This window comes from Xanthomonas campestris pv. badrii (genome assembly GCF_012848175.1).
GTDB lineage: Bacteria > Pseudomonadota > Gammaproteobacteria > Xanthomonadales > Xanthomonadaceae > Xanthomonas > Xanthomonas campestris_C.
On the sequence record NZ_CP051651.1, the window covers coordinates 3592947 to 3617402 of the forward strand.

A 24456-nucleotide genomic window follows, 5' to 3' on the forward strand; every position below is an offset into this window, starting at 1 on the left:
CAGGCGTTTCAGCGACGGTCGCACGAGGACGTAGCGGATTGCCCCAGCCAAGACCGCACGTAGAAACCTGGTACTCGGCACAAGTCGCGACGTGCGCGCCTTCATATGGCCGCTGCCAAGTCGCGCGATGGGCGACAGGTTTTCGATACCTCGATGTATTGCTTAGCGTGCAAGCGCCCGCTCCAGATCTCCCCGCAAATCCTCCACATCCTCAACACCCACACTCAGCCTTACCAGTGCATCGCTGATACCAAGCTGGTCGCGGCGGGCCACGGGGATGGAGGCGTGCGTCATGACCGCGGGATGGTTCACCAGGCTTTCCACGCCGCCAAGCGATTCGGCCAGGGTGAACAATTCGGTCTTTTCGCAAAAACGCTTGGCCGCCTCGAAGCCGCCCTTGAGGACGATGGAGACGATGCCGCCGAAGCCGGACATCTGCCGCTGGGCCAGTGCGTGTTGCGGGTGCGAGGCCAGGCCGGGGTAGATCACCTTGTCGATGGCCGGGTGGGTTTCCAGCCATTGCGCCAGCGCCAAGGCGTTCTCGCAGTGGGCGCGCATGCGCAGCGGCAAGGTTTTCAATCCGCGTAGCGCGAGGAAACTATCGAACGGGCCTTGCACGCCGCCGATGGAGTTCTGCAGGAAGGCCATCTGCTCGGCGAGTTCGGCGTTGTCGCCGACCACCGCGATGCCGCCGACCATGTCCGAGTGGCCGTTGAGGTACTTGGTGGCCGAATGCACGACAATGTCGGCGCCTAACTCAAGCGGGCGCTGCAGCATCGGCGAGGCGAAGGTGTTGTCTACCACGATCAGCAGGCCGTGCTTGCGCGCGATCGCAGCAATGGCCGCGATATCGACCAGCTTGAGCATCGGGTTGGTCGGGGTTTCGATCCACACCATCTTGGTGTCGGGGCGGATCGCGGCTTCGAATGCGGCCGGGTCGGTTAGATCGACGAAGCTGAAATCCAGGCCGGCGGTGCGGCGACGCACGCGCTCGAACAGGCGGAAGGTGCCGCCGTACAGGTCGTCCATCGCCACGACGTGGCTGCCGGCATCCAGCAGCTCCATCACGGTAGAAGTGGCAGCCATGCCGGAGGCGAACGCGAACGCGCGCGTGCCGCCTTCCAGTGCGGCCACGCAGCGCTCGTAGGCGAACCGCGTCGGGTTGTGCGTGCGCGAATACTCAAATCCCTGGTGTTCGCCGGGGCTGGACTGCGCATAGGTGGACGTCGCATAGATCGGCGGCATCACCGCGCCGGTGCTGGGATCCGGCGACTGCCCTCCATGGATCGCCAGCGTCGCGAGCGACAGCGCGCGCTCGCCGTCATGGCTATGAGTGGTGCGGTTGGACATGGAGGTTCCCGGAAAAAGTGGGCGATTGTAACAAGCAGGCCTGAATGGCCCGTGCCGCGCGTCTCATCGAAACGTGCGGCACGGGGTCACTGCACGCGGCGGCGCAGGTAGTTGAGCAGGTCGATGCGGGTGATCAGGCCCAGGAACTGCTTGCCGTCCATGACGATGGCGACCTGGCCGCGGTCGAACACCGGCAGCAGCGCTTCGATCGGCGAGGCCACATCCAGGCGATCGAGCTTGCTGACCATGGCGGTGGAGATCGGGTCGCGGAAGCGCGCCTCGTCGCCATACACATGCAGCAGCACGTCGCTCTCGTCGACGATGCCGACCAGCTCGCCGTCGTCGATCACCGGCAACTGCGAGACGTCGTACAGCTTCATGCGCTGGTAGGCGGTGGTCAGCAGGTCCTTAGGGCCGACCACCACGGTGTCGCGCTTGTTGTACGGGCGCAGGATCAGGTCGCGCAGGTCGCCGTGTTGCGGGCGCTCCAAAAAGCCGTTGTCGAGCATCCAGTAGTCGTTGTACATCTTCGACAGGTACTTGTTGCCGGTATCGCAGACGAACACCAGCACGCGCTTGGGCGTGGTCTGCTCGCGGCAGTACTTCAGCGCTGCGGCCAGCAGGGTGCCGGTGGACGAGCCGCCGAGGATGCCCTCCTTGGCCAGCAGTTCGCGCGCGGTGTGGAAACTCTCCGCGTCGCTGATCGAATAGGCTTTCTTGACGCGGGTGAAGTCGGAGATATCCGGCAGGAAGTCCTCGCCGATGCCTTCGACCAGCCAGCTGCCGGACTTTTCGCTGACCGTTCCCTCTTCGATGTACTGGGTGAGGATCGAGCCGACCGGGTCGGCCAGCACCAGTTCGGTGTGCGGCGAGGCGCTGGCGAAAGCGCGCGACAGGCCGGTCATGGTGCCGGAGCTGCCACAGCCGAACACGATGGCATCCAGCTGGCCGTCCATCTGCGCCAGGATTTCCGGGCCGGTGCCGAATTCGTGCGCGGCCGGGTTGTCCGGGTTGCCGAACTGGTTGATGAAGTAAGCGCCCGGGGTCTCGGCGGCGATCCTGGCGGCCAGGTCCTGGTAATACTCCGGGTGGCCCTTGGCCACGTCCGAGCGGGTCAGCACCACGTTGGCGCCCATGGCCTTGAGATTGAAGATCTTCTCGCGGCTCATCTTGTCCGGCACCACCAGGATCAGCTGGTAGCCCTTCTGCTGCGCCACCAGGGCCAGACCCAGGCCGGTATTGCCGGCGGTGCCTTCCACCAGGGTGGCGCCGGGCTTCAGGTCGCCGCGCTGCTCGGCCGCCTCGATCATCGACAGGCCGATGCGGTCCTTGATCGATCCGCCGGGATTGTTCGCCTCCAGCTTGAGGAACAGCTCGCAGACGCCGGTGTCCAGGCGCTGGGCCTTGACGATCGGCGTGTTGCCAATCAGTTCGAGTACGGAGGAATGGATCGCCATCGGGATATCGTCGCTGCGCCACGCGGGCTAGACCGGTCATTATCCGACGAACGGCCGGGGAATGCTCATTCAGGTGTGAAGCGGTGTGGTGCGCCGATGAACAAGCGTGCTCAACCGTCCTGACTGGAGCCGCGCCTCCCCCGCCAGGCAGCGGCCGCTACAACGAAAGACGCGGACGGTGGCAAGCCGACGAGGAGGCCGCCACCGCCCGCGACGGTGAACTTGTTCTAACGATGGGGAAGGATCAGTGCGTCAGCTGGTCGTACATCCGGGTGAGCTTTTCTTTGGCTTGCAACTTCTCGCGCTTCATCTGGCCCAAGGTCACGTCGTCGATCGGGAGCACCCCGAGTTCGGCATCCATGCATTTCTTGTTCAATAGCCTGTGGCGTTGGTAGAGCTGCTTGAACTCGGGATCGGACTTCATCAATGCGTCGATTTCGGTCTGCGGTTGCCCTTCGAACATGGCGTTACCTCCTTCACTTAAAACAAGAACGCCCCGGCCAGCGACGGCACGGGGCGCAGCTTGGGAATGGAAGACCAACGCGTTGCAAAGGCCGACACACGGGCGAAACCACCACCAACCATTCCACCCATTTGCGTCGTTGCGTGCCTCTGCGTCACTGGCCCGGCCCTCCGTACTTCCCGGGCGGCGAAGTTGCTGCCCGGAGGTACGACCCTACGCCGGTCGCGGAGGGGGTTCAAGGCCGAAACGGCCGCTTTTGGCGTTCCCCGCATCAATCAGTGACCGCGGTTCAACCGGGCGTCATGCCCGGGTTAAAAGGCTTTAACTTCCAAGAACTTGCCATCAGGGGGCGACAACGACCTCCGCCGCACGGGTCTTGCTGGCAGCGCCCTTGGTGCCGGTGACCTGCAGCCGCGAGGCCGCCACGCCGCCTGCCACCAGGGCATCGCGCAGCGCTTCGGCACGCTTCTTGGCGGTGGCCGCATCACTGTCGAAGCCGACGATGCTGACCCGGCCCTTCTTGCCGATGTTCAGGTACTCGGCCAGCGCCTTGGCCTGCCCGGCAGCATCGCCGGACAACGCCGCCTTGCCACCGAAGGCGCCACTGCCCAGCGAGAACACCTCGCCCCGGGAGTCGAACTTGGCAGGCGGCAGCTTGGCCCCGGCCACCAGTTCGGCTTCCTCGTGCGCCAGCAGCACGGCTTTCTGCTGGGCGGCGTTGAGCTTGGCGGTCTGCTTGCCGGCCACGCTGGTCAAGGCCAGCTCGGCATCCTGGCGGGCCAGGGTTTCCTGCTCGGCGGCCTGACGCATGCGCTCGGCCTCCTCGGCCTGGATCTGCGCCTGCACGCGCAGGCGCTCGGCCTCCTGCCGCGCACGCGAGGCGTCGCGGCGGCTGGCTTCGATCAGCAGGTCGTTGCGGGTGCCTTCCAGCCGGTCCAGCTCGCGCCGGGCCAGCGCGGTGCGCGCAGTGAGTTCGGCGATCTCGACCCGGCGGTCGGCCAGGAACAGCAGTTCGTCGCGGTCGCGGCGCTTGGCCTCGGCCAGCGCGGCCACGGTCTGCTGCGCCTGCAGGCGTTCGTAGCGGGCCAGGTCGCTGGTCTGCGGATCGCCCTGCAACACGGCCAGGCGCCGGTTCAGCGCGTCGGCCTGCGGGTCGTCCTTGGCCGCAAAGGCCAGCGGCGGCAGCGTCGCCAGGCTCAACACACCCAGGTACAGCAAGGGGCGCAGGGTCATCGGGCACCCTCCCCGGTGTTGAGGGTGGTCTGCAGCTGCGTCACTTCCTTGCGGCGTTGCTCCAGCTGGGCGCTGACCACGGCCTCCTCGCTGCGCGCCTTGGCCAGGTCGGCATCGGCGGCGGCGCGCAGGGCCAGTTGCGGCACCTGCTTGCGCTGGCGCTTGTCCAGTTGCGCCTGCTGGGCATGCATCAACTCCTGGCGGGCCAGGTTGACCAGATCCGGGGCGTACTGGTCGGCATCGGCCTGGGTGGCGCGTTGCACGGCCTGTTCGGCGGCAGTGAGCTCCGGTGCCACCTGGGCGGCGGCCGGAGAGGAAAGAACCATGAAACAGGCGATGCCATACAGGGATCGCCGCAAGTATGCGAAGCTAGCCGTCATTAGGGGAGCCGTAGCGAGAAGTCTCGAGCACGGCCATTGTCGGAAGCCTGCGGCGGACTTGCAACGAGACGCTGCTGTTTGTTGGGGAACCATTGCGCATGGATATCGGCTACTTCCTGAAGCTGATGACCGAAAAGAACGCCTCGGACATGTTCTTGACCACCGGCGCGCCGGTGTACATCAAGATCGAGGGCAAGCTCTACCCGCTCGGCAATACGGGGTTGCCACCGGGGATGGTCAAGAAAATCGCCTATTCCTTGATGGACGAGGGCCAGGTGCCGCAGTTCGAGCGCGAGCTCGAGCTCAACATGGCCATCGCCCTGCCCGACGCGGGGCGCTTCCGCGTGAACGTGTTCAAGCAGCGTGGCGAGGTGGGCATGGTGATCCGCGCCATCCGCAGCCGGATCCCGAGCATCGAGGAGCTCAATCTGCCGCAGGTGCTCAAGGACGTCATCATGACCCCGCGCGGGCTGGTGCTGGTGGTGGGGTCCACCGGTTCGGGCAAGTCGACCTCGCTGGCCTCGATGATCGACCACCGCAACAGCACCACCACCGGGCACATCCTCACCATCGAGGACCCGATCGAATACCTGCACAAGCACAAGATGTCGATCGTGAACCAGCGCGAGGTGGGCCTGGACACCCACGCCTTCCAGAGCGCGCTGAAAAATGCGATGCGCGAAGCGCCGGACGTGATCCTGATCGGCGAGATCCTGGATGCCGAAACCATGGAGGCCGCCATCGCCTTCGCCGAAACCGGCCACCTGTGCCTGGCGACGCTGCACTCCAACAATGCCGACCAGACCATCGAGCGCATCCTCAACTTCTTCCCGGAGAGCGCGCACAAGAACGTGCTGATGAACCTGGCGCTGAACCTGCGCGCGGTCATCTCCCAGCGCCTGGTCAAGGGCGTGGATGGACGCCGCCGGCCGGCCACCGAAGTGCTGCTCAACACGCCGATGATCCGCGACCTGCTGCGCCGCGGCCAGGTGCACGAGGTCAAGCAGGCGATGGAAGAGTCGCTGGAAGAAGGCATGCAGACCTTCGACCAATGCCTGTTCCGGATGGTCAAGACCGGCGAGATCGAGCAGGAAGAAGCGCTGCGTGCTGCCGATTCGCGTGACGGCCTGGCGCTGAAGTTCCGCCTGTCCGAAGGCGGCTCCGGCGAACACGATCCGTATGCCGATTACGAGGCGGCATCGGCACCGAAGATCAGCCACGGGTTTATTTGATTGCTCAGATAGCCAAAAGCGAGCGGCGGTAACGATCGCTGACGGCAGCCGGCGCTGTTGCAGCGTGTTGTCTCTGCTGGAAGCGCCCTCATCCGGCGCTGTGCGCCACCTTCTCCCGCTTGCGGGAGAAGGGAGATCGGCGGCGGTGTGATGCTTGGAAATTGTTGACGACCTCCTAATCGCACGATGGCAGGCCCTGCGGCAAGCTCCTTGCGCCGTCATGTCGACGCGGTAAGCGCCCTCATCCGGCGCTGCGCGCCACCTTCTCCCGCTTGCGGGAGAAGGGAGATCGGCGGCGGTGTGATGCTTGGAAAATGTTGACGACCTCCTAATCGCACGATGGCAGGCCCTGCGGCAAGCTCCTTGCGCCGTCATGTCGACGCGGTAAGCGCCCTCATCCGGCGCTGCGCGCCACCTTCTCCCGCTTGCGGGAGAAGGGAGATCGGCGGCGGTGTGATGGTTGGAGAATGTTGACGACCTCCTAATCGCACGATGGCAGGCCCTGCGGCAAGCTCCTTGCGCCGTCATGTCGACGCGGTAAGCGCCCTCATCCGGCGCTGCGCGCCACCTTCTCCCGCTTGCGGGAGAAGGGAGGTCGGCGGCGGTGTGATGGTTGGAGAATGTTGACGACCTCCTGATCGCACGTTGGCAGGCCCTACGGCACGCTCCTTGCGCCGTCATGTCGACGCGGTAAGCGCCCTCATCCGGCGCTGCGCGCCACCTTCTCCCGCTTGCGGGAGAAGGGAGGTCGGCGGCGGTGTGATGCTTCTGGAAGGTGCCCGAAGGGCGGATGAGGGCCGCAATGTTTTTGCCCTCACGCCACCGCATCCACCTGCAGTTCGGGCCGCGCCGCATCGAAGGCCGGTAGCGCCAGGCACGCCTGCTCGATGCGCTGCAAGGTCGGATACGGCGCCAGATCGACATCGAACCGGTGCGCGTTGTAGAGCTGCGGAACCAGCACGCAATCGGCCAGGCCTGGTGCATCGCCTTGGCAGAAACGTCCGGTGTGCGGATCGCGCGCCAGCTGCGTTTCCAGTGCGGCGAACCCGCGCTGCATCCAGTGACGGGTCCACTGCAGGCGTTGCGCGGCGTCCAGCGCAAAGTCGCGCTCCAGCAGCTGGGTGACGCGCAGGTTGTTGAGCGGATGCACATCGCAGGCGATGAGTTGCGCCAGCGCGCGCACGCGGGCGCGCTCGGCCGGCGCAGAGGGCAGCAGTGCGGCGGTGTCTGCGAACGCCTCTTCCAGATACTCCAGAATCGCCAGCGACTGCGCGATCACCACGCTGCCATGGCGTAGCGTGGGCACCAGTTCCTGCGGATTGAGCTGCGCGTAGGCCGGCGCATGTTGCTCGCCACCATCGCGCACCAGATGCACTGGATGGATGACATGATCCAGCGCCTTCAACTGCAATCCGATGCGCACGCGGTAGGCCGCGCTGGAACGCCAGTACGAAAACAGCTCCAGGGCCGCGCTCATGGATGGGCGCCGCTGTCGCAGCCCGGTGCCGCTGCAGCCTGCGTCACGGCAGCGGCTGCCGTTCGACGCGCTGTTCGATCGCGCCGAAGATGCTGCTGCCGTCGGAGGCGAACATCTCGATGCGCACCTCGTCGCCGAAGGACATGAACGGCGTGCTCGGCGAGCCGTCGCGCAAGGTTTCCACCACGCGTTGTTCGGCAAAACATGACGCGCCCAGCGTGGTGTCCTGGTTGGCGATGGTGCCCGAGCCCACGATGGTGCCGGCCGATAGCGGCCGGGTCTTGGCCGCGTGCGCCACCAGCTGGGCGAAGTCGAACTGCATGTCGTTGCCGGCCTCCGGCGCACCGAACCAGGCGCCGTTGACATGGGTCACCAGCGGCAGATGCACCTTGTTGCCGCGCCAGGCCTCGCCCAGCTCGTCGGGGGTGACGAACACCGGCGACAACGCCGAGCGCGGCTTGGATTGCACGAATCCGAAGCCCTTGGCGAGCTCGGCCGGAATCAGGTTGCGCAGCGAGACATCGTTGACCAGGCCGATCAGCTGGATATGCGCGGCCGCCTGCTCGGTCGAGGCGCCCATCGGCACGTCGTCGGTGATGACCACCAGCTCGGCCTCCAGGTCGATGCCGTGGTCTTCGCTGATGACCTTGATGGCATCGCGCGGACCATAGAACCCGGCACTGGTGGCCTGGTACATCAGCGGGTCGGTGTAGAAGCTTTCCGGCACCTCGGCGTTGCGGGCGCGGCGCACCCTTTCTACGTGCGGCAGGTAAGCGCTGCCATCGACGAATTCGTAGGCGCGCGGCAGCGGCGCGGCCAGCGCCTGCGGTTCCAGGTCGAACACGCCGTCGGCGCTGCCGTCTTCCAGCGCGTCGGCCAGGGCATTCAGGCGCGGCGCGCTATTGCTCCAGTCGTCCAGCGCGCGCTGCAGGGTGGGCGCAATGCCGGTGGCACGTACGGCCTTGCTCAGGTCGCGGGAGACCACGATCAGGCTGCCGTCGCGGCCGCCTTCCTTCAGGGAACCTAGCTTCATGACCTTCCTGTGCAGTGACGGATCGGCCGATTGTACGACCTGCCGCACCATCCGTTACACTTGAAACAACTGACCCGCGCCCCAGCCGCTGGCAGGAACTTTTGTGCAGCGCGCCAATCGCGCGTACACTTGCCGGGTCTGCATGCGGCCGTCCGTTTCCCTTTGGGACCGCCGGCGAGGCCAGGATCGATCGATCCGCTCGCCCGCCCCACCCGACGCCTTTCGTGGTGCCGACAAACCCATCGCGTCTTGATCGGGTTGATCCACCATCTCGCAGCGCGGTTCACGGGAACGCTCCGAGCCTCACCTTTTCGCATCTGCAATGCGTTTGCGCTCCAGGCCCGGCCTGGTGGCGGCGCTTTACTTGGAGCTTCCTGATGTCTTTTGAATCCCTGGGCCTGGCGCCCTTCCTGCTGCGCGCGTTGGCCGAGCAGGGCTACGAAACCCCCACCCCGATCCAGCAGCAGGCGATCCCGCTGGTGCTGGAAGGTCACGACCTGCTGGCCGGCGCACAGACCGGCACCGGCAAGACCGCCGCGTTCGGCCTGCCGCTGCTGCAGCACCTGGGCACCTCGCCGCAGGCGGTCAGCGGCCCGCGCAAGCCGCGCGCGCTGATCCTGACCCCTACCCGCGAGCTGGCCACCCAGGTGCACGACAGCCTGCGCGGCTACAGCAAGTACCTGCGCATTCCCAGCGCGGTGATCTACGGCGGCGTGGGCATGGGCAACCAGCTCGACGCGCTGCGCCGTGGCGTGGACCTGCTGATCGCCTGCCCGGGCCGCCTGATCGACCATATCGAACGCCGCAGCGTGGACCTGTCCGGTATCGAAGTGCTGATCCTGGACGAAGCCGACCGCATGCTCGACATGGGCTTTTTGCCGTCGATCAAGCGCATCCTGACCAAGCTGCCGCGCCAGAACCGCCAGACCCTGCTGTTCTCGGCCACCTTCGAAGAGAACATCAAGCAGCTGGCGCTGGAGTTCATGCGCAACCCGATGCAGATCCAGGTCACCCCGAGCAATACCGTGGCCGAGAGCATCACCCACCGCGTGCACCCGGTCGATGGCGCGCGCAAGCGCGACCTGCTGCTGCACCTGCTGGCGCAGGACAGCCGCGAGCAGACCCTGGTCTTCGCACGTACCAAGCACGGCAGCGACAAGCTGGCGCTGTTCCTGGAGAAGTCGGGCATCAAGACCGCGGCGATCCACGGCAACAAGAGCCAGGGCCAGCGCATGCGCGCCCTGAGCGACTTCAAGGCCGGCCGCGTGACCGTGCTGGTGGCCACCGACATCGCCGCGCGCGGTATCGATATCGACCAGCTGCCGAAGGTCATCAACTACGACCTGCCGATGGTGGCCGAGGACTACGTGCACCGGATCGGCCGCACCGGCCGTAACGGCTCCACCGGCGAGGCGATCTCGCTGGTGGCGCAGGACGAAGCCAAGCTGCTGCGTCAGATCGTGCGCATGCTGGGCCGCGACGTGGAAATCCGCGACGTACCGGGTTACGAGCCGCAGACCCCGATCCGCTGGGGCAACAGCGCGCCGGGCCGCGCCGAACAGCCAGGCGGCGACCGCGCGCCGCGCAAGAGCCACGCGCGTCGTCCGCATGGCGATGCGCCGCGCCAGGCGCATGCGCATGCCGGCCCGAAGAAGCCGGGTGGCCAGCGCAGCGGCGGGCCGCGTCAGGCCAATGCCGGTGCAGGCGCCGGGCGTCGCGATGGCGGGCGGGGCGGCAACGGCCGTCCGGCCAACCGCGGCGCCTGAGCGGTGAGCGTCGGTTGACCACAAGGGCCGCGATGCGGCCCTTGCTCTGTCCGCCGCGGCCTGCCCAGGCTTTCGCGTGATCCGGCAACGGGCCGGCACGCGCCCTTCCTTCCCATTGTTTGCCGAATCATCGTCATGGACATCTTCAAGGTATTCACCCTGGAAGCCGCACACCGGCTTCCCAACGTGCCGCCCGGCCACAAGTGCGCCCGCCTGCACGGGCATTCGTTCCGGGTCGAGCTGCATGTCAGTGGCGACCCAGGCGCCGAGACGGGCTGGATCATGGACTTCGGCGATATCAAGGCCGCCTTCCAGCCGATCTACGACCGCCTGGACCACCACTACCTCAACGATATCGAGGGGCTGGAAAACCCGACCAGCGAGCGGCTGGCGATCTGGATCTGGAACCAGCTCAAGCCGGCCCTGCCGCAGCTGAGCGAGATCGTGGTGCACGAGACCTGCACCTCCGGCTGCCGTTATCGCGGTTGATCCCTGCGCAGTTGCTTGACCCGAAGCCGCCTGCCAGGCGGCTTCGTCGTTTGAGAACCACTGCCAAGGCACTGAATTCAAAGCACTTCCAGTGCGAGTTGGAAAAACTTCAGGAAACGTGTTGCATCGCAGCAATATCCGCGTATGCTGCAACGCAACAAACGGTCACGGCCTTCCCCAAGGGGTTCGCAATGTCGGCGCAGTTCGAAAACAGCTTCACCAGTCAGTTCGCGTCTGCCGCAGCACGTGCCAACCAGTTGGCATTGGACACGCTGGAACAGAACGTCAACGCGACCACCAGCTTCTTCGGTGAGTTCGCGCAGGCCCGCGACCTGGGTGCCTACCAGACGCTTTGGCCCAAGGGCCTGCAGCTGGCCCGCGACAACCTGGAACGGCTGGCATCGGTCAACCAGGAAGTGGTCGGAATGGGACTGAAGATGTCCAGCGAGCTTGGGCAGTTTGCCAAGCAGCAGTTCGATACCGGCAGCGCAACGGCCGGTGCGGCAGGCAAGACCCGGCGCAAGTAACGGCCACCAAAATTCAGCGTCTTTGCATGGGTCCCTCCCCCCGTGCAATCCGGCCCGACAGATCCCTCCCTCTGTCGGGCTTTTTTATGGGCGTCTTGCCGGGCGTTTCTCACCAGCATACCCAGCTGACGAGTGCTCCTTACGTCCTGTCAGCCGGTCCAGCCGGCAGCTGCAGACCGTGCGCCTGGCTGGCGGGATCGGCGCCCGGCCGCCAGGAGATTCGTCCCCAGCACGGCATCGCCAGCCGCTGGCCCAGCATGGCGATGTTCTCTTCGACCCGCTCCATCTGCGGATCCACCTCGTTGGCGATCCAGCCCACGCACGCCAGCCCGTCGGCCGCGATGGCTGCGGCAGTCAGGCGCGCATGGTTGATGCAGCCCAGCCGCACACCGACCACCAGCACCACCGGAAGCTGCAGCCTGCGCACCAGATCGGCTTGATCCAGGGTTGCGCTTAGCGGCGCGGCCCAGCCACCGACGCCTTCGACCACCACCACCTGCGCCTGCGCGCGCAACTGCGCGAAGGCACGGATGATCGGCTCCAGCGACAAGGTCACCCCCACGTCGGCAGCGGCCAGTTCCGGCGCCAGTGGCGCGGGCAAGGCATAGGGATTGAGCGTGGCGTAGTCAGGCTGCGGATCGCTGGCGGCCTGCAATGCCAGCGCATCTTCGTTGCGCCACCCTTGCGGCGTGCGCTCACAGCCGCTGGCGACCGGCTTCATTCCCACCGCGGTGTGGCCGCGCGCGCGCAGGGCATGCAGCAGGGCGGTGCTGCCCATGGTCTTGCCAATGCCGGTATCGGTGCCGGTCACGTAGAATGCCGGGTACTGCATGCGCCTGATCCTGCGGCCGCGCCGCCATTGCCGTGAGGGCGCGCAGCATAGCGCAGCGCAGGCTGGGGATTGGGGATTGGGGATTGGGGAGGCGGGAGGCGGGAGGCGAATCTGGATCGTCAGCCTTTGACATGCTTGCCCGGGTGGCGATGCGGCTGTAAAACGGTGTCCGCCGCTGCCGCGCAGAGCCACCGCCACCGTCGCAGCGCCGCGGCAGAGCGCCGCTGCTAAACTTCGCGCATGTTCGCCACCTCATCGCTGACCGGCAGCAAGCCGGAACAATATGCCCAGCTCACCGCCCAGGCCCAGGCCCTGGTACACGGCGAGCCGGACCGGGTCGCCAATGCCGCCAACCTGGCCGCGCTGATCTTCCATGCGCTGCCGTCGCTGAACTGGGCCGGCTTCTACTTTTACGACGGACGTGAGCTGGTGGTCGGGCCGTTCCAGGGCCTGCCGGCATGCGTGCGCATCCCGCTGGACAAGGGCGTGTGCGGCGCAGCCGCCAGTACCCGGCAGACCCAGCGTATTGCCGACGTGGACGCGTTCCCCGGGCATATCGCCTGCGATTCGGCCTCGCGTTCGGAGCTGGTGGTTCCGCTGGTCAAGGGCGATGCGCTGATCGGCGTGCTGGACCTGGATAGCCCGGAGCTGGACCGCTTCGATGCGGACGACCAGCGCGGACTGGAAGCAATTGCGCACGTCTTCGTCGGCGCATTGACGTGACCACCCAGCGGCTGCGCAACATCGGCCCCAAGAGCGCAGCGTGGCTGCGCCAGGTCGGCTTGCGCACGCAGCAGGATCTGCAGGCGGTCGGTGCGGTGGGTGCCTTCGTCAAGGTGCGCCGCGCCGGCTTCAAGCCCAGCCTCAACCTCCTGTATTCGCTGGAAGGCGCACTGGCCGACTGCCACTGGCAGGACGTGCCGGAAACGCGCCGGCATGCCTTATTGGCCGAATACGAAGCAGTCAGCGCACTGCTGCCGGTCCGCGGCCGCGCGGTCGGTGGGCCGGTGGAAACCGTGCACTATGCGCGCGCCGACAACGACGACACGCACGCCGATGCCGGCGACGCACCCGATGACGATGCGCGCATGGACGCAACGCACGACGAGTGAGTTGCCGGCATGTGGCGCCCAGCGCGGGACATACCGTGATGCCCTGCCTGTCCGCTACAGGATGCGGCCGGTTGAAGTTGTTACCAGGGCCTGGCCATCCGCCACTGACGGCGAGTTGATGCCGGCAGCAGCGCGTCTGCCGTGACCAGGGATTCAATGCAGCACTACTGACGCAGGCACTGCACGGCGACACGCGCTGGCGAAAGCGCGTTGGAGCAGTCATTACCTACCCAAGAGCGCTTATGCCCCCGCAGCACGGAGTGCGCAGAGGTGTCAGCCTGGGGTGTGTAACGCCAGCAGTTCGCGCATATCGTCGACCAGAACAACCGCACCGGAGCTTTGCGGATCGAAGCCGCGCAGGTAGCCGTAACGCACCATCGCCAGCGGCATGCTGGCAGCATGTGCCGCCGCCGCATCGGTGCCCGAATCGCCGACCATCAAGCAGTGCTGCGGGGCGCGCTGGAACTGCGTGGCCAGATGCAGCAATGGTGCCGGGTCGGGCTTGCGCTGCGGCAACGAATCGCCGCCGAGCACCGCACTGAACAGCGCGGCGATACCCAGGTGCTCGAGCAAGGGAGCGATGAAGCGCGAGGGCTTGTTGGTACACAGCGCCAATGTTGCACCGGCGTCGCGCAGGCCGCGCAATGCCTCGGCAACACCGGGATACAGCTGCGGGTCGTGCAGCAGGCTGGCGGCATAGTGCCGCATCATCACCGGCATTTCCGTTTCGGCATCATGGGTGCCGCCAGCTTCGCGCAGTGCGGTGGCGAGCAGCACCTGCACACCCTCACCGATCCAGCTGCGGATGGTGGATTCGCTGAACTGCGGCAAGCCCAGCTCCTGCAAGGTGGCGTTGAGCGCCTCGGCGATGTTGGGCGCACTGTCCACCAAGGTACCGTCCAGATCGAAAATCACCAGCGGATACGCAAACATGCAGAAGGCCTCGTGCGGGGGGCGTGTCAGTGTACGCAGTGCGGGATTTACGCTACGTCAGCGCGGACGCGGTCATCTCGGTCAATAGAGACAGCCTGATGCAACGTCCACACCTTGCATCGACCTACGCCTGCGGCACTTCGCCAAACAACTGCCCCTGCACCGCGCCCTCTTCCGCATCGCTGAAACCGCTCAATCCCACACCGACCAGGCGGAAACGCGTCTCGGCCGGCAGCTCCACGCGCCGCGTCAGCGCCAAGGCGATCTGCGCCAACGCATCCAATGAGGCAGGCGCTTGCTCGGGTGTATGCGAGCGCGTGAGGATGCGGAAGTTCGAGGTCTTCAACTTCAACACCACCGTGCGCCCGATGCGTTCGGTGCGACGCGTCGCCAGCCAGGTTTTCTCGGCCAGACGCAGGATGTGCGGATCCAGCGCCTCCAACCCCAGGTCTTCGCTGAAGGTATCTTCCGACGACACCGACTGCACTTCCTGGTCCGGCTCTACCGGACGTTCGTCGATGCCGCGCGCGCGGCGATACAGGCTGTGCCCGAAGCTGCCGAAATGCGCCTGCAGTTCTTCCAGCGGGCGCAGGCGCAGGTCGGCAACGGTCACGATGCCCAGCGCCGCCAGCTTGGCATCCATCACCTTGCCCACGCCGGGAATGCGGTTGACCTTGAGCGGAAGCAGGAAGGCATCCACCCGGCTGGGCGCGATGACGAACTGGCCATCGGGCTTGCGCCAGTCCGATGCGATCTTGGCCAGGAACTTGTTCGGCGCGATGCCGGCCGAGGCGGTGAGCTGGGTTTCCTCGCGGATCTGGCTGCGGATCAGCTGCGCGATCTCGGTGGCCAGCTGCATGCCGGTCTTGGCCTGCGTGACATCCAGATACGCCTCGTCCAGCGACAACGGCTCGACCAGATCGGTATGCCGATGGAAGATCTCGCGCACCTGTCGCGACACCGCCTTGTAGCGCGCAAAATCCGGCGGCACGAACACTGCATCCGGGCACAGACGCTCCGCGCGCAGGGCCGGCATGGCCGAGCGGATGCCGAAGGTACGCGCTTCATAGGATGCCGCGCACACCACCGACCGCGCGCCGCGCCAGGCCACCACCACCGGCTTGCCGCGCAGGCCCGGATCGTCACGTTGCTCCACGGACGCGTAGAACGCATCCATGTCCACGTGCACGATCTTGCGCATCAAGCTGGCGTCTCTCCACAAGTAGTAGCCCATGATAGATCAGCTGCGTCTCACGCCTTGAGCATGCGCAGGCCGTGGCCGCACCTGCGAAACGGGCGCGACTGCCGACGATTGAGCACGAGTGGGACGCGCCACTGCTCCGCGGCACCGGCCGACGACAGCGTCCCGGCCAGGCATTGGTTGCCCGCCGAGGGTCAGGGAACGCAGCTGCGCGGCCGCGTGCCGCACTGCGCAATCGCCTGAAAACAGCACGCAGGCGTACGGATAAAACGTTTGATTGAACCGCGCGCCCTCATGCACCCTTGCCGCCCTTGCCTTTCGCTTCTTGCAGGAAACGTTCGTCATGACCCGTCAAAGTGCGTACTCGCGCGACCAATTGTTGGCCAGCGCGCGTGGGGAATTGTTTGGACCCGACAGCGGCCGGTTGCCGAACGACCCGATGCTGATGTTCGACCGCATCACCGAGATCAGCGACACCGGCGGCGCGCATGGCAAGGGCGTGATCCACGCTGAACTCGACGTGCACCCGGACCTGTGGTTCTTCGGCTGCCACTTCATCGGCGACCCGGTGATGCCCGGCTGCCTGGGGCTGGATGCGATGTGGCAGTTGACCGGCTTCTTCCTGACCTGGATCGGTGCGCCCGGCCGCGGCCGCGCCCTGGGCTGCGGAGAGGTCAAGTTCACCGGCCAGGTGCTGCCGAGCGCCAAACTGGTGAGCTACGAGATCGATGTCAGCCGCGTGATCAACCGCAAGCTGGTGATGGCGCAGACCGATGCACGCATGCTGGTGGACGGGCGCGAGATCTACACCGCCAAGGATCTGCGCGTGGGCATGTTCACTTCGACGGAGAGCTTCTGATGCGTCGCGTCGTCGTCACCGGAATGGGCATCAATTCGTGCCTGGGCAATGACCTGGAGACCGTGTCCACCGCACTGCGCGAGAGCCGTTCCGGCATCACCGCCCTGCCCGATCACGCCGAGGCAGGCCTGCGCAGCCAGGTCGGCGGCGCGGTGGCGCTGGATCTGGAGGCGTTGATCGACCGCAAGCTCAAACGTTTCATGGGCGATGCGTGCGCGTATGCGTATCTGGCCATGCGCGATGCGATCGCCGATGCCGGCCTGAGCGCCGACCAGGTCAGCGACCTGCGCACCGGCGTGATTGCCGGTTCCGGCGGCGGATCCAGCCAGTGGCAGGTGGAAACGGCCGATCTGCTGCGCGCGCGCGGCGTGCGCAAGGTGGGCCCGTACATGGTGCCGCGCACGATGTGTTCGGCGGTCTCCGCATCGCTGGCCACCGCGTTCAAGATCCGCGGCCTGAGCTACTCGTTGTCGGCCGCCTGCGCGACCTCGGCGCATTGCATCGGTGCGGCCGCCGACCTGATCCGCCACGGCGCGCAGGACGTGATGTTCGCCGGTGCCGGCGAAGAACTGCACTGGACCATGAGCGGGATGTTCGACGCGATGGGCGCGCTGTCCACCGGCTTCAACGATCGCCCGGCGGTAGCCTCGCGCCCGTATGACGCGCAGCGCGATGGGTTCGTGATCGGCAGCGGCGGCGGCATGCTGGTGCTGGAGGACTACGACCATGCCATCGCGCGCGGCGCGCGCATCCATGCCGAGTTGCTCGGTTACGGCGTGACCTCCGATGGCGCGGACATGGTCGCGCCCAGCGGCGAAGGCGCGGTGCGCTGCATGCATATGGCCATGCAGGGGCTGGATCGCCCGATCGATTACCTCAACACCCACGGCACCTCCACGCCGCTGGGCGATGTCACCGAACTGGGCGCCGTGCGCGAGGTATTCGGCAACACCGTGCCGCCGCTGTCCTCGACCAAGGCGCTGTCGGGCCATTCGCTGGGAACGGCCAGCGTGCACGAAGCGATCTTCTGCCTGCTGATGCTGCGCGACGGCTTCATGGCCGGCTCGGCGCATATCGACGAACTCGATCCGCGTGCCGAAGGCTTCCCCATCCTGCGGCAGACCCAGCAGGCGAGCTTGAACACGGTGATGTCCAACAGCTTCGGCTTTGGCGGCACCAACGGCACGTTGGTATTTGGTCGGGTGTGATGGCAGACGTGGATGTCGGGCAGGCATGTAGTTGCCTGTTCGATATCTGCCCATCAGTTGCGTCGGCACTTCGACGGCCGTGCTGGTCGGTGGTCGAGACTTTGTACTGTCGATCCTTGATATGGATCCTGTTGCTCCGACCAGTCGCCCGCGTGAGCCGACTCTGGCGTCTGGCAAGAGGCAGCCGTTGCCAGCGGCCACGCTGACAAGGCCGATAAGATCGTGGCAAAGCTCGCGTAGCCGTCGTTGCGCGGCATCTCTACTCTCATAAACCCTGAGGCGGATACTTGCTAATCCCACCTTGCAGGATGAGCAGGCGGTCTAGGCCCTAGCTTTTGCATAGGCGACCCGCAAAGCCTAGGATTAGATCCTCTAACATGACCACTACTAGGCCGCACTGTGTTAGCTTATCTAACCAACGCTCGTCCAGCGAGGACGCACCAGTCGCTCTTGCCGCTCATAAGGATGTGCTGTGTCTACCCTGCTACGAATGGCCTTGCTGTCGTTGTTATTGGTCTGTGCCAGCTGCGGCGGCGTGTCGTTGCCTGCGCCTGCGCAGCAGTCGGCGTATCCACTGCGCTCGTATTTCCCCGATCCCAAGGCACAGGCGCTGGCGCTGGCCGCCGAACATGGCAACGTCAAGGAAGTGCGACGGTTGATGAAAGAGGAGCACGTTGATCCTGATGTGATCTTTTCCAAGGACGGCTACCCGCTGCTGATGTGGCCGATCCTCACGCAGAACCCCGAGGGGTTGCGGGCGATGCTGGGGAATGGAGCAGATCCCAATGCACGCAAGCTACACCCGCAGCAGCATACGACGCGATTCAAAGGGCGTTATGAAGACAATGCGATGGTCTGGGCTGCCAAACAGGAAGATCCGGTCTATCTGAAATTACTGCTCGATCATGGCGGCGACCCAAACGCCCGTAACTCCAACGGCGAAACCCTACTTCTGCAGGCATTCCTTACCCAAAATAAATGGGAGAACGTAAAGCTCTTGGTGGAACGTGGAGCGGATGTGAATGCAGAAAGTCAGGGCAGCTCGATCTTTCTTGACTATGCAGCAAGAGGTGGCTTTGAACAGTCATATTGGCTCATCAACCACGGCGCCAGCTTCAGCGATGAACGTGTAATTTCCGCAGTCTTCTGGCATCCCGGCAATCCAACTGATCCAACCTGGCAACGCAAGTGCCAACAATTTTTGTTGCAGCATGGCATCCAACGACCGCCGTTGCCCGAAAATTACCGGAGTATGCGCAAAGCCTTCGGCTTCCGGTCCGAAGAAAAAGATATTCCGTTACTTTGATCCACCACTGAAGAAGGAATTTTCAGATGACCACTCTCGCAGACCACCAGCAGCAACGCGCCTTACTCGAGCAGCTACGGACCAGCAGCGATCCACAGGCTTGGCAGCAAGCCGAAAAACTGCAAACGTCTTATTACGACCGCGAGACGCTTTGCCCACGCCGCGTGCAAGGTCTAGGCTAAGCCATACACGGTCGGCACAGAGCGCTGATCGCTTCTACCGCTTCATAAGGATGCGCTGTGCCCAGATTGGTACAAATCGTCACGCTGTCGTTGTTCTTGGCCTGTGCAAGCTGCGGTGGCGTGTCGTTGCCTGCGCCTGCGCAGCAGTCCGCGTATCCACTACGCTCGTATTTCCCCGATCCCAAGGCACAGGCGCTGGCGCTGGCCGCCGAGCATGGCAACGTCAAGGAAGTGCGGCGGTTGATGAAAGAGGAGCGCGTCGATCCTGATGTGATCTTTTCCAAGCACGGCTACCCGCTGCTGATGTGGCCAATTCTCACGCAGAACCCCGAGGGGTTGCGGGCGATGCTGGAGAATGGGGCAGATCCCAACGTTGCAAAGCCGTATCCACCTGAGCCCGGGAGTAGCAGCACTCCAACGAATCATGCCAATGCCATGGTGTGGGCTGCCAAGCAGGATGATCCGATCTACTTGAAGTTGCTCCTGGACCATGGCGGCGATCCGAACACGAGAAATGCAAACAATGAAACGTTGCTTTTGCAAGCATTCCTTTCGCAAAACAAATGGGAGAACGTGAAGCTGCTGGTGGAACGCGGGGCTGATGTGAATGCCACGAGTCAAGGTGTTCCTATCCTGTTCAATTATGCTGCTCGTGGGGGTTTTGAGCAGGCCTACTGGCTACTTGAACACGGCGCAGATCCGGGGGAAGGAAGCCCGCCTCCGCTCCCAAAAAACCTTTCCATTGTAGAAAGTATTTTTTGGCACCCTGGCAATCCAAATGATCCAACCTGGCAGCGCAAGTGCCAGCAATGGTTGTTGCAGCGCGGATACCAGCGTCCCCCTTTACCTGAAAGTTTCCGAAGCATGCGCAAAGCCTTCGGCTTCCCCTCCGAAGAAAAAGACATTCCGTTGCTTTGATCGATCACTGAAGAAGGTTTTCAGATGCCCACTCTCGCAGATCACCAGCAGCAGCGTGCCGCACTCGAGCAACTACGGGCCAGCAGTGGTCCCAGACCCGGCAGCAAGCCGAGAAACTGCAAACGCTTTATTACGACCGCGAGACGCTTTGCCTGCGCCGCGCGCAAGGTCTAGGCTAAGGCCATACACGGCCGGCACAGAGCGCTGGTCGCTTCTACCGCTTCATAAGGATGCGCTGTGCCCAGATTGCTACGAATCGTCGTGCTGTCGTTTTTCTTGGTCTGTGCCAGCTGCGGCGGCGTGTCGTTGCCTGCGCCTGCGCAGCAATCGGCGTATCCACTACGCTCGTATTTCCCCGATCCCAAGGCACAGGCGCTGGCGCTGGCCGCCGAGCATGGCAACGTCAAGGAAGTGCGGCGGTTGATGAAAGAGGAGCGCGTCGATCCTGATGTGATCTTTTCCAAGGATGGCTACCCGCTGCTGATGTGGCCAATCCTCACGCAGAACCCCGAGGGGTTGCGGGCGATGCTGGAGAATGGGGCAGACCCCAATGCACGCAAGCTACACCCGCAGCAAGATACCACGCGATTCAAAGGGCGTTATGAAGACAATGCGATGGTCTGGGCCGCCAAACAGGAAGATCCGGTCTATCTGAAATTATTGCTCGATCATGGCGGCGACCCGAACACCCGTAACTCCAACGGCGAAACCCTACTTTTGCAGGCATTCCTTACCCAAAATAAATGGGAGAACGTAAAGCTCTTGGTGGAACGTGGAGCGGATGTGAATTCCACCAGCCAGGGCTCTCCTATAATTTTTCATTACGCAGCCAGGGGTGGATTTGAGCAGGTCTTCTGGCTGCTTGAACATGGCGCAGATCCGAAAATAAACGATCTAACGAGAAATCCTGATGGCTCGCATGAATACCCCGTGGTCGCAGATATATTTTGGCACCCGGGCAATCCGAATGACCCAACCTGGCAACGCAAGTGCCAGCAATGGCTACTGCAGCACGGGTATACGCGCCCACCGCTACCTGATTACCTACGAAAGATGCGCAAAGCCTTCGGCTTCCCTTCCGAAGAGAAAGATATTCCGTTACTTTGACCGATAACTGAAGAAGGAATTTTCAGATGCCAACTCTCGCAGACCATCAACATCAGCGTGCCGTACTCGCGCAGCTGCGGACCAGCAGCGATCCACAGGCACGGCAGCAAGCCGAGAAACTGCAAACGCTATATCACGACCGTGAAATGGCTGGGCTTTCCGACGATGTCTACGACTCGGCCAAAGGCGAAGGACAGCCGGATGCCGGATGGATTCGCGCCAGCGAGCATCTGGACAAACTGCGTGAGTATGCGCCGCAGCTGAACCTGACGGATGATCAGATAAGAGACTTGTTGAAGCCTGACCGTTCAGGCTTCCGCGCCGAAATCTATCTCCCCGACCCGGCCATCCTCGGCCCCGGCTACAAACCCACCGTGGCTTTCAAGGGTTCGGCCGGCGAGGTCCTGACGCCGGATGGGCTACGCCCCACCGGCAGCGAGGACTTCGTCGCCAACAACTTCCCGCAATCGGTGGGCCTGAAAACCGATTACTACGATCGAGCAATGAGTCTTGCGTACCAGTTAAGTCGCTCGCAGCTCGACTTCGAAATCACCGGCCACTCCCTCGGCGGCGGCATGGCCTCGGCGGGAGCGGCAGTGTCAGGCATGCGAACCACCACCTTCAATGCCGCCGGCCTGCATCCGCTCACCGCCCAGCGGTTTGCCCAGGAGAATGGGCTGCCGGTCTACGACCCCAAACAAAGCGTCGTCGCCTACCAGGTCACCGGCGAGGTCCTCAACGACGGCATCCAGCAGAATATCCATCGCCTGGATGCGTTCCGGCGCGCAGAACTCGGCGCGGTGCTGAAGGAAACCTGCACCGTGCTCGATGAGTTGCCGCAAGCCAAGGCCTTGCTGGCCAGCCAGCTCGATGCGACGTTGCCGGCGCATGCGCAACCGGCCGCCCACGCGTTCCTGGACCGGCTGCAACATGGCAACACCACGCAACTGTTGCGGGAGTTGCCGTTGGCGGCCGGCCAGATGCAACCGCTGCTGGCGGCCAAGCAGCATGCCACCGACGGCCAGGGCATCGTTGATCGCCCTGCGAGGCTGTCGCTGCGCGATGTGTCCAACTTCGCCGGCCCCGCGCTGGATGCGCTCCATGCCACCTCGCAAGGTGTGCGGGTGGGGCGCGGCCTGGGTGGGGTGGTCGCGGAGTCGGGCCAGATGGCAGACCAGGCGCTGGATGCCGCGGGCGACCTGGCCCAGCGCGCGGCGCAAGCCGCGGCGCAGGTCCGGCAGGGTATCGCCCAGCGGCTGGGGGCGGCCGCGGGAGAAGGCGTGGAGCAGGCCGGTGCATTCGCCGCGCAGGGGCGTCAGGCCCTGGGCCAGGTGCAGCGGTTGCAGGGACAGGTGCAGGGCGAAGCGGCTTCGCTGGGCGCGGCGGCGCTGCGTGGGCTGGGCGGGATGCTGCCGCAGGCATTGGACGCACAGCTCGATGCACAGGCCGAGCGCCTGGCGCAGGCCGGTGCGGCCGCGGAACAGCGCGGGCAGAACCAGGCCACACAGCGCTTGAATGAGGCGGCCGATGACGCCCGGCAGATCCGACAGCGTGGCCATGAAACAGGCCAGGCGCTCGACGCCGCCGCCAGCCAGATTGGGCAGGCCGAGCACGCCAGCTGGACTGCAGCGGGCGTCCAGGCGAACGCGCTGCTGGACACGACGGGACGGTATACCGAGGCGACATCTGCGTTGGCGCCCGAGATCTACGCCAAGCAGGCCGGTGTGGCCACCGCTGCGGTTGCCACCTATGCCACGCACAACCCGACCACTCCGCACGGCCTGTTCAATCTGGTCAAGACGGGCGAGTTCGCTGGCAACCTGGGGCAGAGCCTGGACGAGGCCACCGAACGGCATCTGATGACCGAGACAGTCGTGCCCAGCATGGATGCGCTCATCCAGGATGTCGAACGCAAGGCGCGCGCGCAGGCCGCGCCGGATCAGGCTCAGGCGCAAGGCGCTGCGCTCGGACCGGGCGAGCGCGGCACCGCGGTGCAGGCGCTACCTGTGGCCGCATCGGTTGCAAGCGCCCCCGAGCGCACGCAGCCGGACCTCGCCGTGCAGCCGCAACAGGCGCTGGAACAGCAACGCCATTGGCAACTGCACATGGAGCAGACGGTGCAGCAGGAGCGCGAGCGGCTGGCAGAGCAGGAAAAGGCCGACGCGCAGCGCGAGCACGCCACCGTAGGAAGCGACCCCGCACGGCAATCGCCGGGCCTGCTTCCCTTCAGCGACCCTGCGCATCCAGGCCATGCGTTGTACGCGGACGTCAAGCATCGGCTGGATGCAAGGGCACGCCGCTGCCGGAAGATCACCTCACCCAGGTCACTGCGGCCCTGTACGTGCAAGGCTTCAAGCCCAATTGGGATGGGCGGGTGGATGTGGTCAACGAAACCTTCTTTGCACAGAACTACGACGACATCACCAAGCGCGTGAATATGTCCCTGGCCGGTACGGCACCATCGGTGCAGGAATCGATGCAGCACGTGCAGGCGCAGACACTGGAAACCGCGCGGCAGCAGGAGGCGATTGCGCAGGCCAGCCGAGATCAGCCCTCCCCCCCGGGGCCGGTCATATAAGGGCAATGCGCCACGCGTGGTCGACAATATCGACTCGCATGCCGGCGCAAGATAGGCGATGGAAATGACAGACACGATCGCTCCGGCCAACGCGGCATTTGCCGCATTCGAACATGCCGACTGGCATGGCCTGCTGCATGGCCCTCATGTGGTGTACCTGCTGGCGCATGCACGGCGGGACGCCTTCTACATCGATGTGGCAAGCGACTTGCGCGCTGTGGCCAAGCAGTGCAGGCATCTCGTGGCACAACAAGAAGCGACCCTACCCCAAACCCAGGTGATGCCGCTGCTGCTGGTGTGGTTCGAAGTGCATGACGACCCCGCAGCTGCGCGAGCACGCGCGAATGAGATCCGCCGTTGGACGCATGCGTGGCAACGGCGGCTGGTTGATGCATTGAATCCGCTGTGGCTCGACGTAGACGGGTACGCCTGTGGATTTCCCGGCGAGCTGTCACAGGTGGGAGAACGCCAGGTCCGACAGAGCGACATACCGAACCCGTTCGATGTGCGGGTTACCTGAGTCGATAGGCCGTGGGCGCATGGCCGCGCTTGCCGCTACGCACTTGCACCATCTGCGCTGGCGCCATCTGCGCAAAATTTAGCCTGCGGCCGCGATTGATGGACAAGTGACCGGATGCCCCAGAGCAGCAGTGCCTGCACGTGCTGCCCAAAAAGCGGACAACAACACGACTGCGCAGCCGCTGGGCAGAGGCGCGGCAGACACTCGCAATCGCATGAACCACGCGTCCACTCCGCTTCCGAGCGTGCCGTCCACGCCCACCTGGCGACTGCTCGCGACGTTGTGATCTCCGC

At 64.7% G+C, this 24456-nt stretch carries 23 protein-coding genes and 1 other RNA gene; 14 read left to right on the top strand and 10 right to left on the bottom strand.

The window, feature by feature from the left end; genetic code table 11:
• Positions 1-162 precede the first annotated feature (162 nt).
• From HG421_RS15090 to HG421_RS15110, 5 genes are all read right to left on the bottom strand, one after another.
• On the bottom strand, positions 163-1350 hold the full coding sequence (locus tag HG421_RS15090) for a cystathionine gamma-synthase (protein WP_169707075.1): 1188 nt from the start codon (positions 1348-1350) through the stop codon (positions 163-165).
• Between the two features lie 86 nt (positions 1351-1436).
• On the bottom strand, positions 1437-2807 hold the full coding sequence (locus HG421_RS15095; RefSeq protein ID WP_104540811.1) for a pyridoxal-phosphate dependent enzyme: 1371 nt from the start codon (positions 2805-2807) through the stop codon (positions 1437-1439).
• Positions 2808-3051: 244 nt separating this feature from the next.
• Complete coding sequence (locus tag HG421_RS15100; RefSeq protein WP_169707076.1) at positions 3052-3270, bottom strand: YdcH family protein; 219 nt, start codon at positions 3268-3270, stop codon at positions 3052-3054.
• A gap of 342 nt (positions 3271-3612) precedes the next feature.
• Positions 3613-4503 carry a hypothetical protein gene (locus HG421_RS15105; protein ID WP_169707077.1) on the bottom strand — a complete coding sequence of 297 codons (891 nt, stop codon included), beginning with the start codon at positions 4501-4503 and terminating at the stop codon, positions 3613-3615.
• Positions 4500-4883: a DUF4398 domain-containing protein gene (locus HG421_RS15110; RefSeq protein ID WP_169707078.1), complete on the bottom strand. Its 384-nt coding sequence runs from the start codon at positions 4881-4883 to the stop codon at positions 4500-4502. The genes HG421_RS15105 and HG421_RS15110 overlap by 4 nt, the downstream gene beginning before the upstream one ends.
• A gap of 98 nt (positions 4884-4981) precedes the next feature.
• Here HG421_RS15110 and HG421_RS15115 point away from each other — a divergent pair, with 98 nt between their 5' ends.
• A complete protein-coding gene (locus HG421_RS15115) occupies positions 4982-6115 on the top strand; it encodes a PilT/PilU family type 4a pilus ATPase (RefSeq protein ID WP_169707079.1) in 1134 nt (377 codons plus the stop codon).
• A gap of 814 nt (positions 6116-6929) precedes the next feature.
• On the opposite strand, the gene maiA is transcribed toward HG421_RS15115, so the two are convergent.
• Together maiA and HG421_RS15125 are read right to left on the bottom strand one after the other, a co-directional pair.
• Positions 6930-7592, bottom strand: coding sequence for a maleylacetoacetate isomerase (gene maiA / locus HG421_RS15120; protein WP_169707080.1), 663 nt, complete (start codon positions 7590-7592; stop codon positions 6930-6932).
• A gap of 43 nt (positions 7593-7635) precedes the next feature.
• The gene (locus HG421_RS15125; RefSeq protein WP_169707081.1) at positions 7636-8625 is read right to left on the bottom strand and encodes a fumarylacetoacetate hydrolase family protein; all 990 of its coding nucleotides are present in this window, start codon (positions 8623-8625) and stop codon (positions 7636-7638) included.
• A 377-nt stretch (positions 8626-9002) separates the two neighbouring features.
• Between HG421_RS15125 and HG421_RS15135 the strand changes: the two genes are divergently transcribed.
• The 3 genes from HG421_RS15135 to HG421_RS15145 all read left to right on the top strand — a co-directional run bounded on the left by HG421_RS15135 (position 9003) and on the right by HG421_RS15145 (position 11407).
• The gene (locus HG421_RS15135; RefSeq protein ID WP_169707082.1) at positions 9003-10391 is read left to right on the top strand and encodes a DEAD/DEAH box helicase; all 1389 of its coding nucleotides are present in this window, start codon (positions 9003-9005) and stop codon (positions 10389-10391) included.
• 135 nt (positions 10392-10526) lie between these two features.
• Positions 10527-10880, top strand: a complete 354-nt coding sequence (gene queD, locus HG421_RS15140; protein WP_169707083.1) for a 6-carboxytetrahydropterin synthase QueD — start codon at positions 10527-10529, stop codon at positions 10878-10880.
• Positions 10881-11071: 191 nt separating this feature from the next.
• A complete protein-coding gene (locus HG421_RS15145) occupies positions 11072-11407 on the top strand; it encodes a phasin family protein (RefSeq protein WP_169707084.1) in 336 nt (111 codons plus the stop codon).
• A gap of 139 nt (positions 11408-11546) precedes the next feature.
• On the opposite strand, the gene bioD is transcribed toward HG421_RS15145, so the two are convergent.
• On the bottom strand, positions 11547-12239 hold the full coding sequence (gene bioD / locus HG421_RS15150; RefSeq protein WP_169707085.1) for a dethiobiotin synthase: 693 nt from the start codon (positions 12237-12239) through the stop codon (positions 11547-11549).
• 240 nt (positions 12240-12479) lie between these two features.
• On the opposite strand from bioD, the gene HG421_RS15155 reads away from it, so the two are divergent.
• Positions 12480-12962 (top strand): GAF domain-containing protein, encoded by a 483-nt coding sequence (locus tag HG421_RS15155; RefSeq protein ID WP_169707086.1) that lies wholly within the window; start codon positions 12480-12482, stop codon positions 12960-12962.
• Positions 12959-13351: a TfoX/Sxy family protein gene (locus tag HG421_RS15160; protein ID WP_169707087.1), complete on the top strand. Its 393-nt coding sequence runs from the start codon at positions 12959-12961 to the stop codon at positions 13349-13351. Before HG421_RS15155 ends, HG421_RS15160 begins: the two co-directional genes overlap by 4 nt.
• A 273-nt stretch (positions 13352-13624) precedes the next feature.
• On the opposite strand, the gene gph is transcribed toward HG421_RS15160, so the two are convergent.
• Together gph and dinB are read right to left on the bottom strand one after the other, a co-directional pair.
• Positions 13625-14284 (bottom strand): phosphoglycolate phosphatase, encoded by a 660-nt coding sequence (gph, locus tag HG421_RS15165; RefSeq protein ID WP_169707088.1) that lies wholly within the window; start codon positions 14282-14284, stop codon positions 13625-13627.
• Between the two features lie 124 nt (positions 14285-14408).
• The gene (dinB, locus tag HG421_RS15170; RefSeq protein ID WP_169707089.1) at positions 14409-15485 is read right to left on the bottom strand and encodes a DNA polymerase IV; all 1077 of its coding nucleotides are present in this window, start codon (positions 15483-15485) and stop codon (positions 14409-14411) included.
• A gap of 343 nt (positions 15486-15828) precedes the next feature.
• Here dinB and fabA point away from each other — a divergent pair, with 343 nt between their 5' ends.
• From fabA to HG421_RS15210, 8 genes are all read left to right on the top strand, one after another.
• On the top strand, positions 15829-16344 hold the full coding sequence (gene fabA / locus HG421_RS15175) for a 3-hydroxyacyl-[acyl-carrier-protein] dehydratase FabA (protein WP_169707090.1): 516 nt from the start codon (positions 15829-15831) through the stop codon (positions 16342-16344).
• Complete coding sequence (gene fabB / locus HG421_RS15180) at positions 16344-17552, top strand: beta-ketoacyl-ACP synthase I (RefSeq protein WP_169707091.1); 1209 nt, start codon at positions 16344-16346, stop codon at positions 17550-17552. Before fabA ends, fabB begins: the two co-directional genes overlap by 1 nt.
• 472 nt (positions 17553-18024) lie before the next feature.
• Positions 18025-18858, top strand: coding sequence for an ankyrin repeat domain-containing protein (locus tag HG421_RS15185; RefSeq protein WP_169707092.1), 834 nt, complete (start codon positions 18025-18027; stop codon positions 18856-18858).
• A 239-nt stretch (positions 18859-19097) separates the two neighbouring features.
• Positions 19098-19958: an ankyrin repeat domain-containing protein gene (locus HG421_RS15190; RefSeq protein WP_248279389.1), complete on the top strand. Its 861-nt coding sequence runs from the start codon at positions 19098-19100 to the stop codon at positions 19956-19958.
• Between the two features lie 261 nt (positions 19959-20219).
• On the top strand, positions 20220-21065 hold the full coding sequence (locus tag HG421_RS15195) for an ankyrin repeat domain-containing protein (protein ID WP_429001892.1): 846 nt from the start codon (positions 20220-20222) through the stop codon (positions 21063-21065).
• A gap of 146 nt (positions 21066-21211) precedes the next feature.
• On the top strand, positions 21212-23500 hold the full coding sequence (locus HG421_RS15200) for a phospholipase (protein WP_169707094.1): 2289 nt from the start codon (positions 21212-21214) through the stop codon (positions 23498-23500).
• A gap of 207 nt (positions 23501-23707) precedes the next feature.
• Positions 23708-24163 carry an endonuclease gene (locus HG421_RS15205; protein WP_228330959.1) on the top strand — a complete coding sequence of 152 codons (456 nt, stop codon included), beginning with the start codon at positions 23708-23710 and terminating at the stop codon, positions 24161-24163.
• Between the two features lie 214 nt (positions 24164-24377).
• A non-coding RNA gene (locus HG421_RS15210) (sX9 sRNA) lies at positions 24378-24454 on the top strand.
• Positions 24455-24456 lie beyond the last annotated feature (2 nt).

Excerpts from the sequence above, each read along its gene's own strand:
- fabB (WP_169707091.1), top strand. The coding sequence starts at position 16,344 with ATGCGTCGCGTCGTCGTCACCGGAATGGGCATCAATTCGTGCCTGGGC.
- maiA (WP_169707080.1), bottom strand. The coding sequence starts at position 7,592 with ATGAGCGCGGCCCTGGAGCTGTTTTCGTACTGGCGTTCCAGCGCGGCC.
- HG421_RS15095 (WP_104540811.1), bottom strand. The coding sequence starts at position 2,807 with ATGGCGATCCATTCCTCCGTACTCGAACTGATTGGCAACACGCCGATC.
- queD (WP_169707083.1), top strand. The coding sequence starts at position 10,527 with ATGGACATCTTCAAGGTATTCACCCTGGAAGCCGCACACCGGCTTCCC.
- HG421_RS15110 (WP_169707078.1), bottom strand. The coding sequence starts at position 4,883 with ATGACGGCTAGCTTCGCATACTTGCGGCGATCCCTGTATGGCATCGCC.
- HG421_RS15115 (WP_169707079.1), top strand. The coding sequence starts at position 4,982 with ATGGATATCGGCTACTTCCTGAAGCTGATGACCGAAAAGAACGCCTCG.
- fabA (WP_169707090.1), top strand. The coding sequence starts at position 15,829 with ATGACCCGTCAAAGTGCGTACTCGCGCGACCAATTGTTGGCCAGCGCG.
- dinB (WP_169707089.1), bottom strand. The coding sequence starts at position 15,485 with ATGCGCAAGATCGTGCACGTGGACATGGATGCGTTCTACGCGTCCGTG.
- HG421_RS15125 (WP_169707081.1), bottom strand. The coding sequence starts at position 8,625 with ATGAAGCTAGGTTCCCTGAAGGAAGGCGGCCGCGACGGCAGCCTGATC.
- HG421_RS15155 (WP_169707086.1), top strand. The coding sequence starts at position 12,480 with ATGTTCGCCACCTCATCGCTGACCGGCAGCAAGCCGGAACAATATGCC.
- bioD (WP_169707085.1), bottom strand. The coding sequence starts at position 12,239 with ATGCAGTACCCGGCATTCTACGTGACCGGCACCGATACCGGCATTGGC.
- HG421_RS15105 (WP_169707077.1), bottom strand. The coding sequence starts at position 4,503 with ATGACCCTGCGCCCCTTGCTGTACCTGGGTGTGTTGAGCCTGGCGACG.
- HG421_RS15145 (WP_169707084.1), top strand. The coding sequence starts at position 11,072 with ATGTCGGCGCAGTTCGAAAACAGCTTCACCAGTCAGTTCGCGTCTGCC.
- HG421_RS15090 (WP_169707075.1), bottom strand. The coding sequence starts at position 1,350 with ATGTCCAACCGCACCACTCATAGCCATGACGGCGAGCGCGCGCTGTCG.
- HG421_RS15135 (WP_169707082.1), top strand. The coding sequence starts at position 9,003 with ATGTCTTTTGAATCCCTGGGCCTGGCGCCCTTCCTGCTGCGCGCGTTG.
- HG421_RS15205 (WP_228330959.1), top strand. The coding sequence starts at position 23,708 with ATGACAGACACGATCGCTCCGGCCAACGCGGCATTTGCCGCATTCGAA.
- gph (WP_169707088.1), bottom strand. The coding sequence starts at position 14,284 with ATGTTTGCGTATCCGCTGGTGATTTTCGATCTGGACGGTACCTTGGTG.
- HG421_RS15200 (WP_169707094.1), top strand. The coding sequence starts at position 21,212 with ATGGCTGGGCTTTCCGACGATGTCTACGACTCGGCCAAAGGCGAAGGA.
- HG421_RS15100 (WP_169707076.1), bottom strand. The coding sequence starts at position 3,270 with ATGTTCGAAGGGCAACCGCAGACCGAAATCGACGCATTGATGAAGTCC.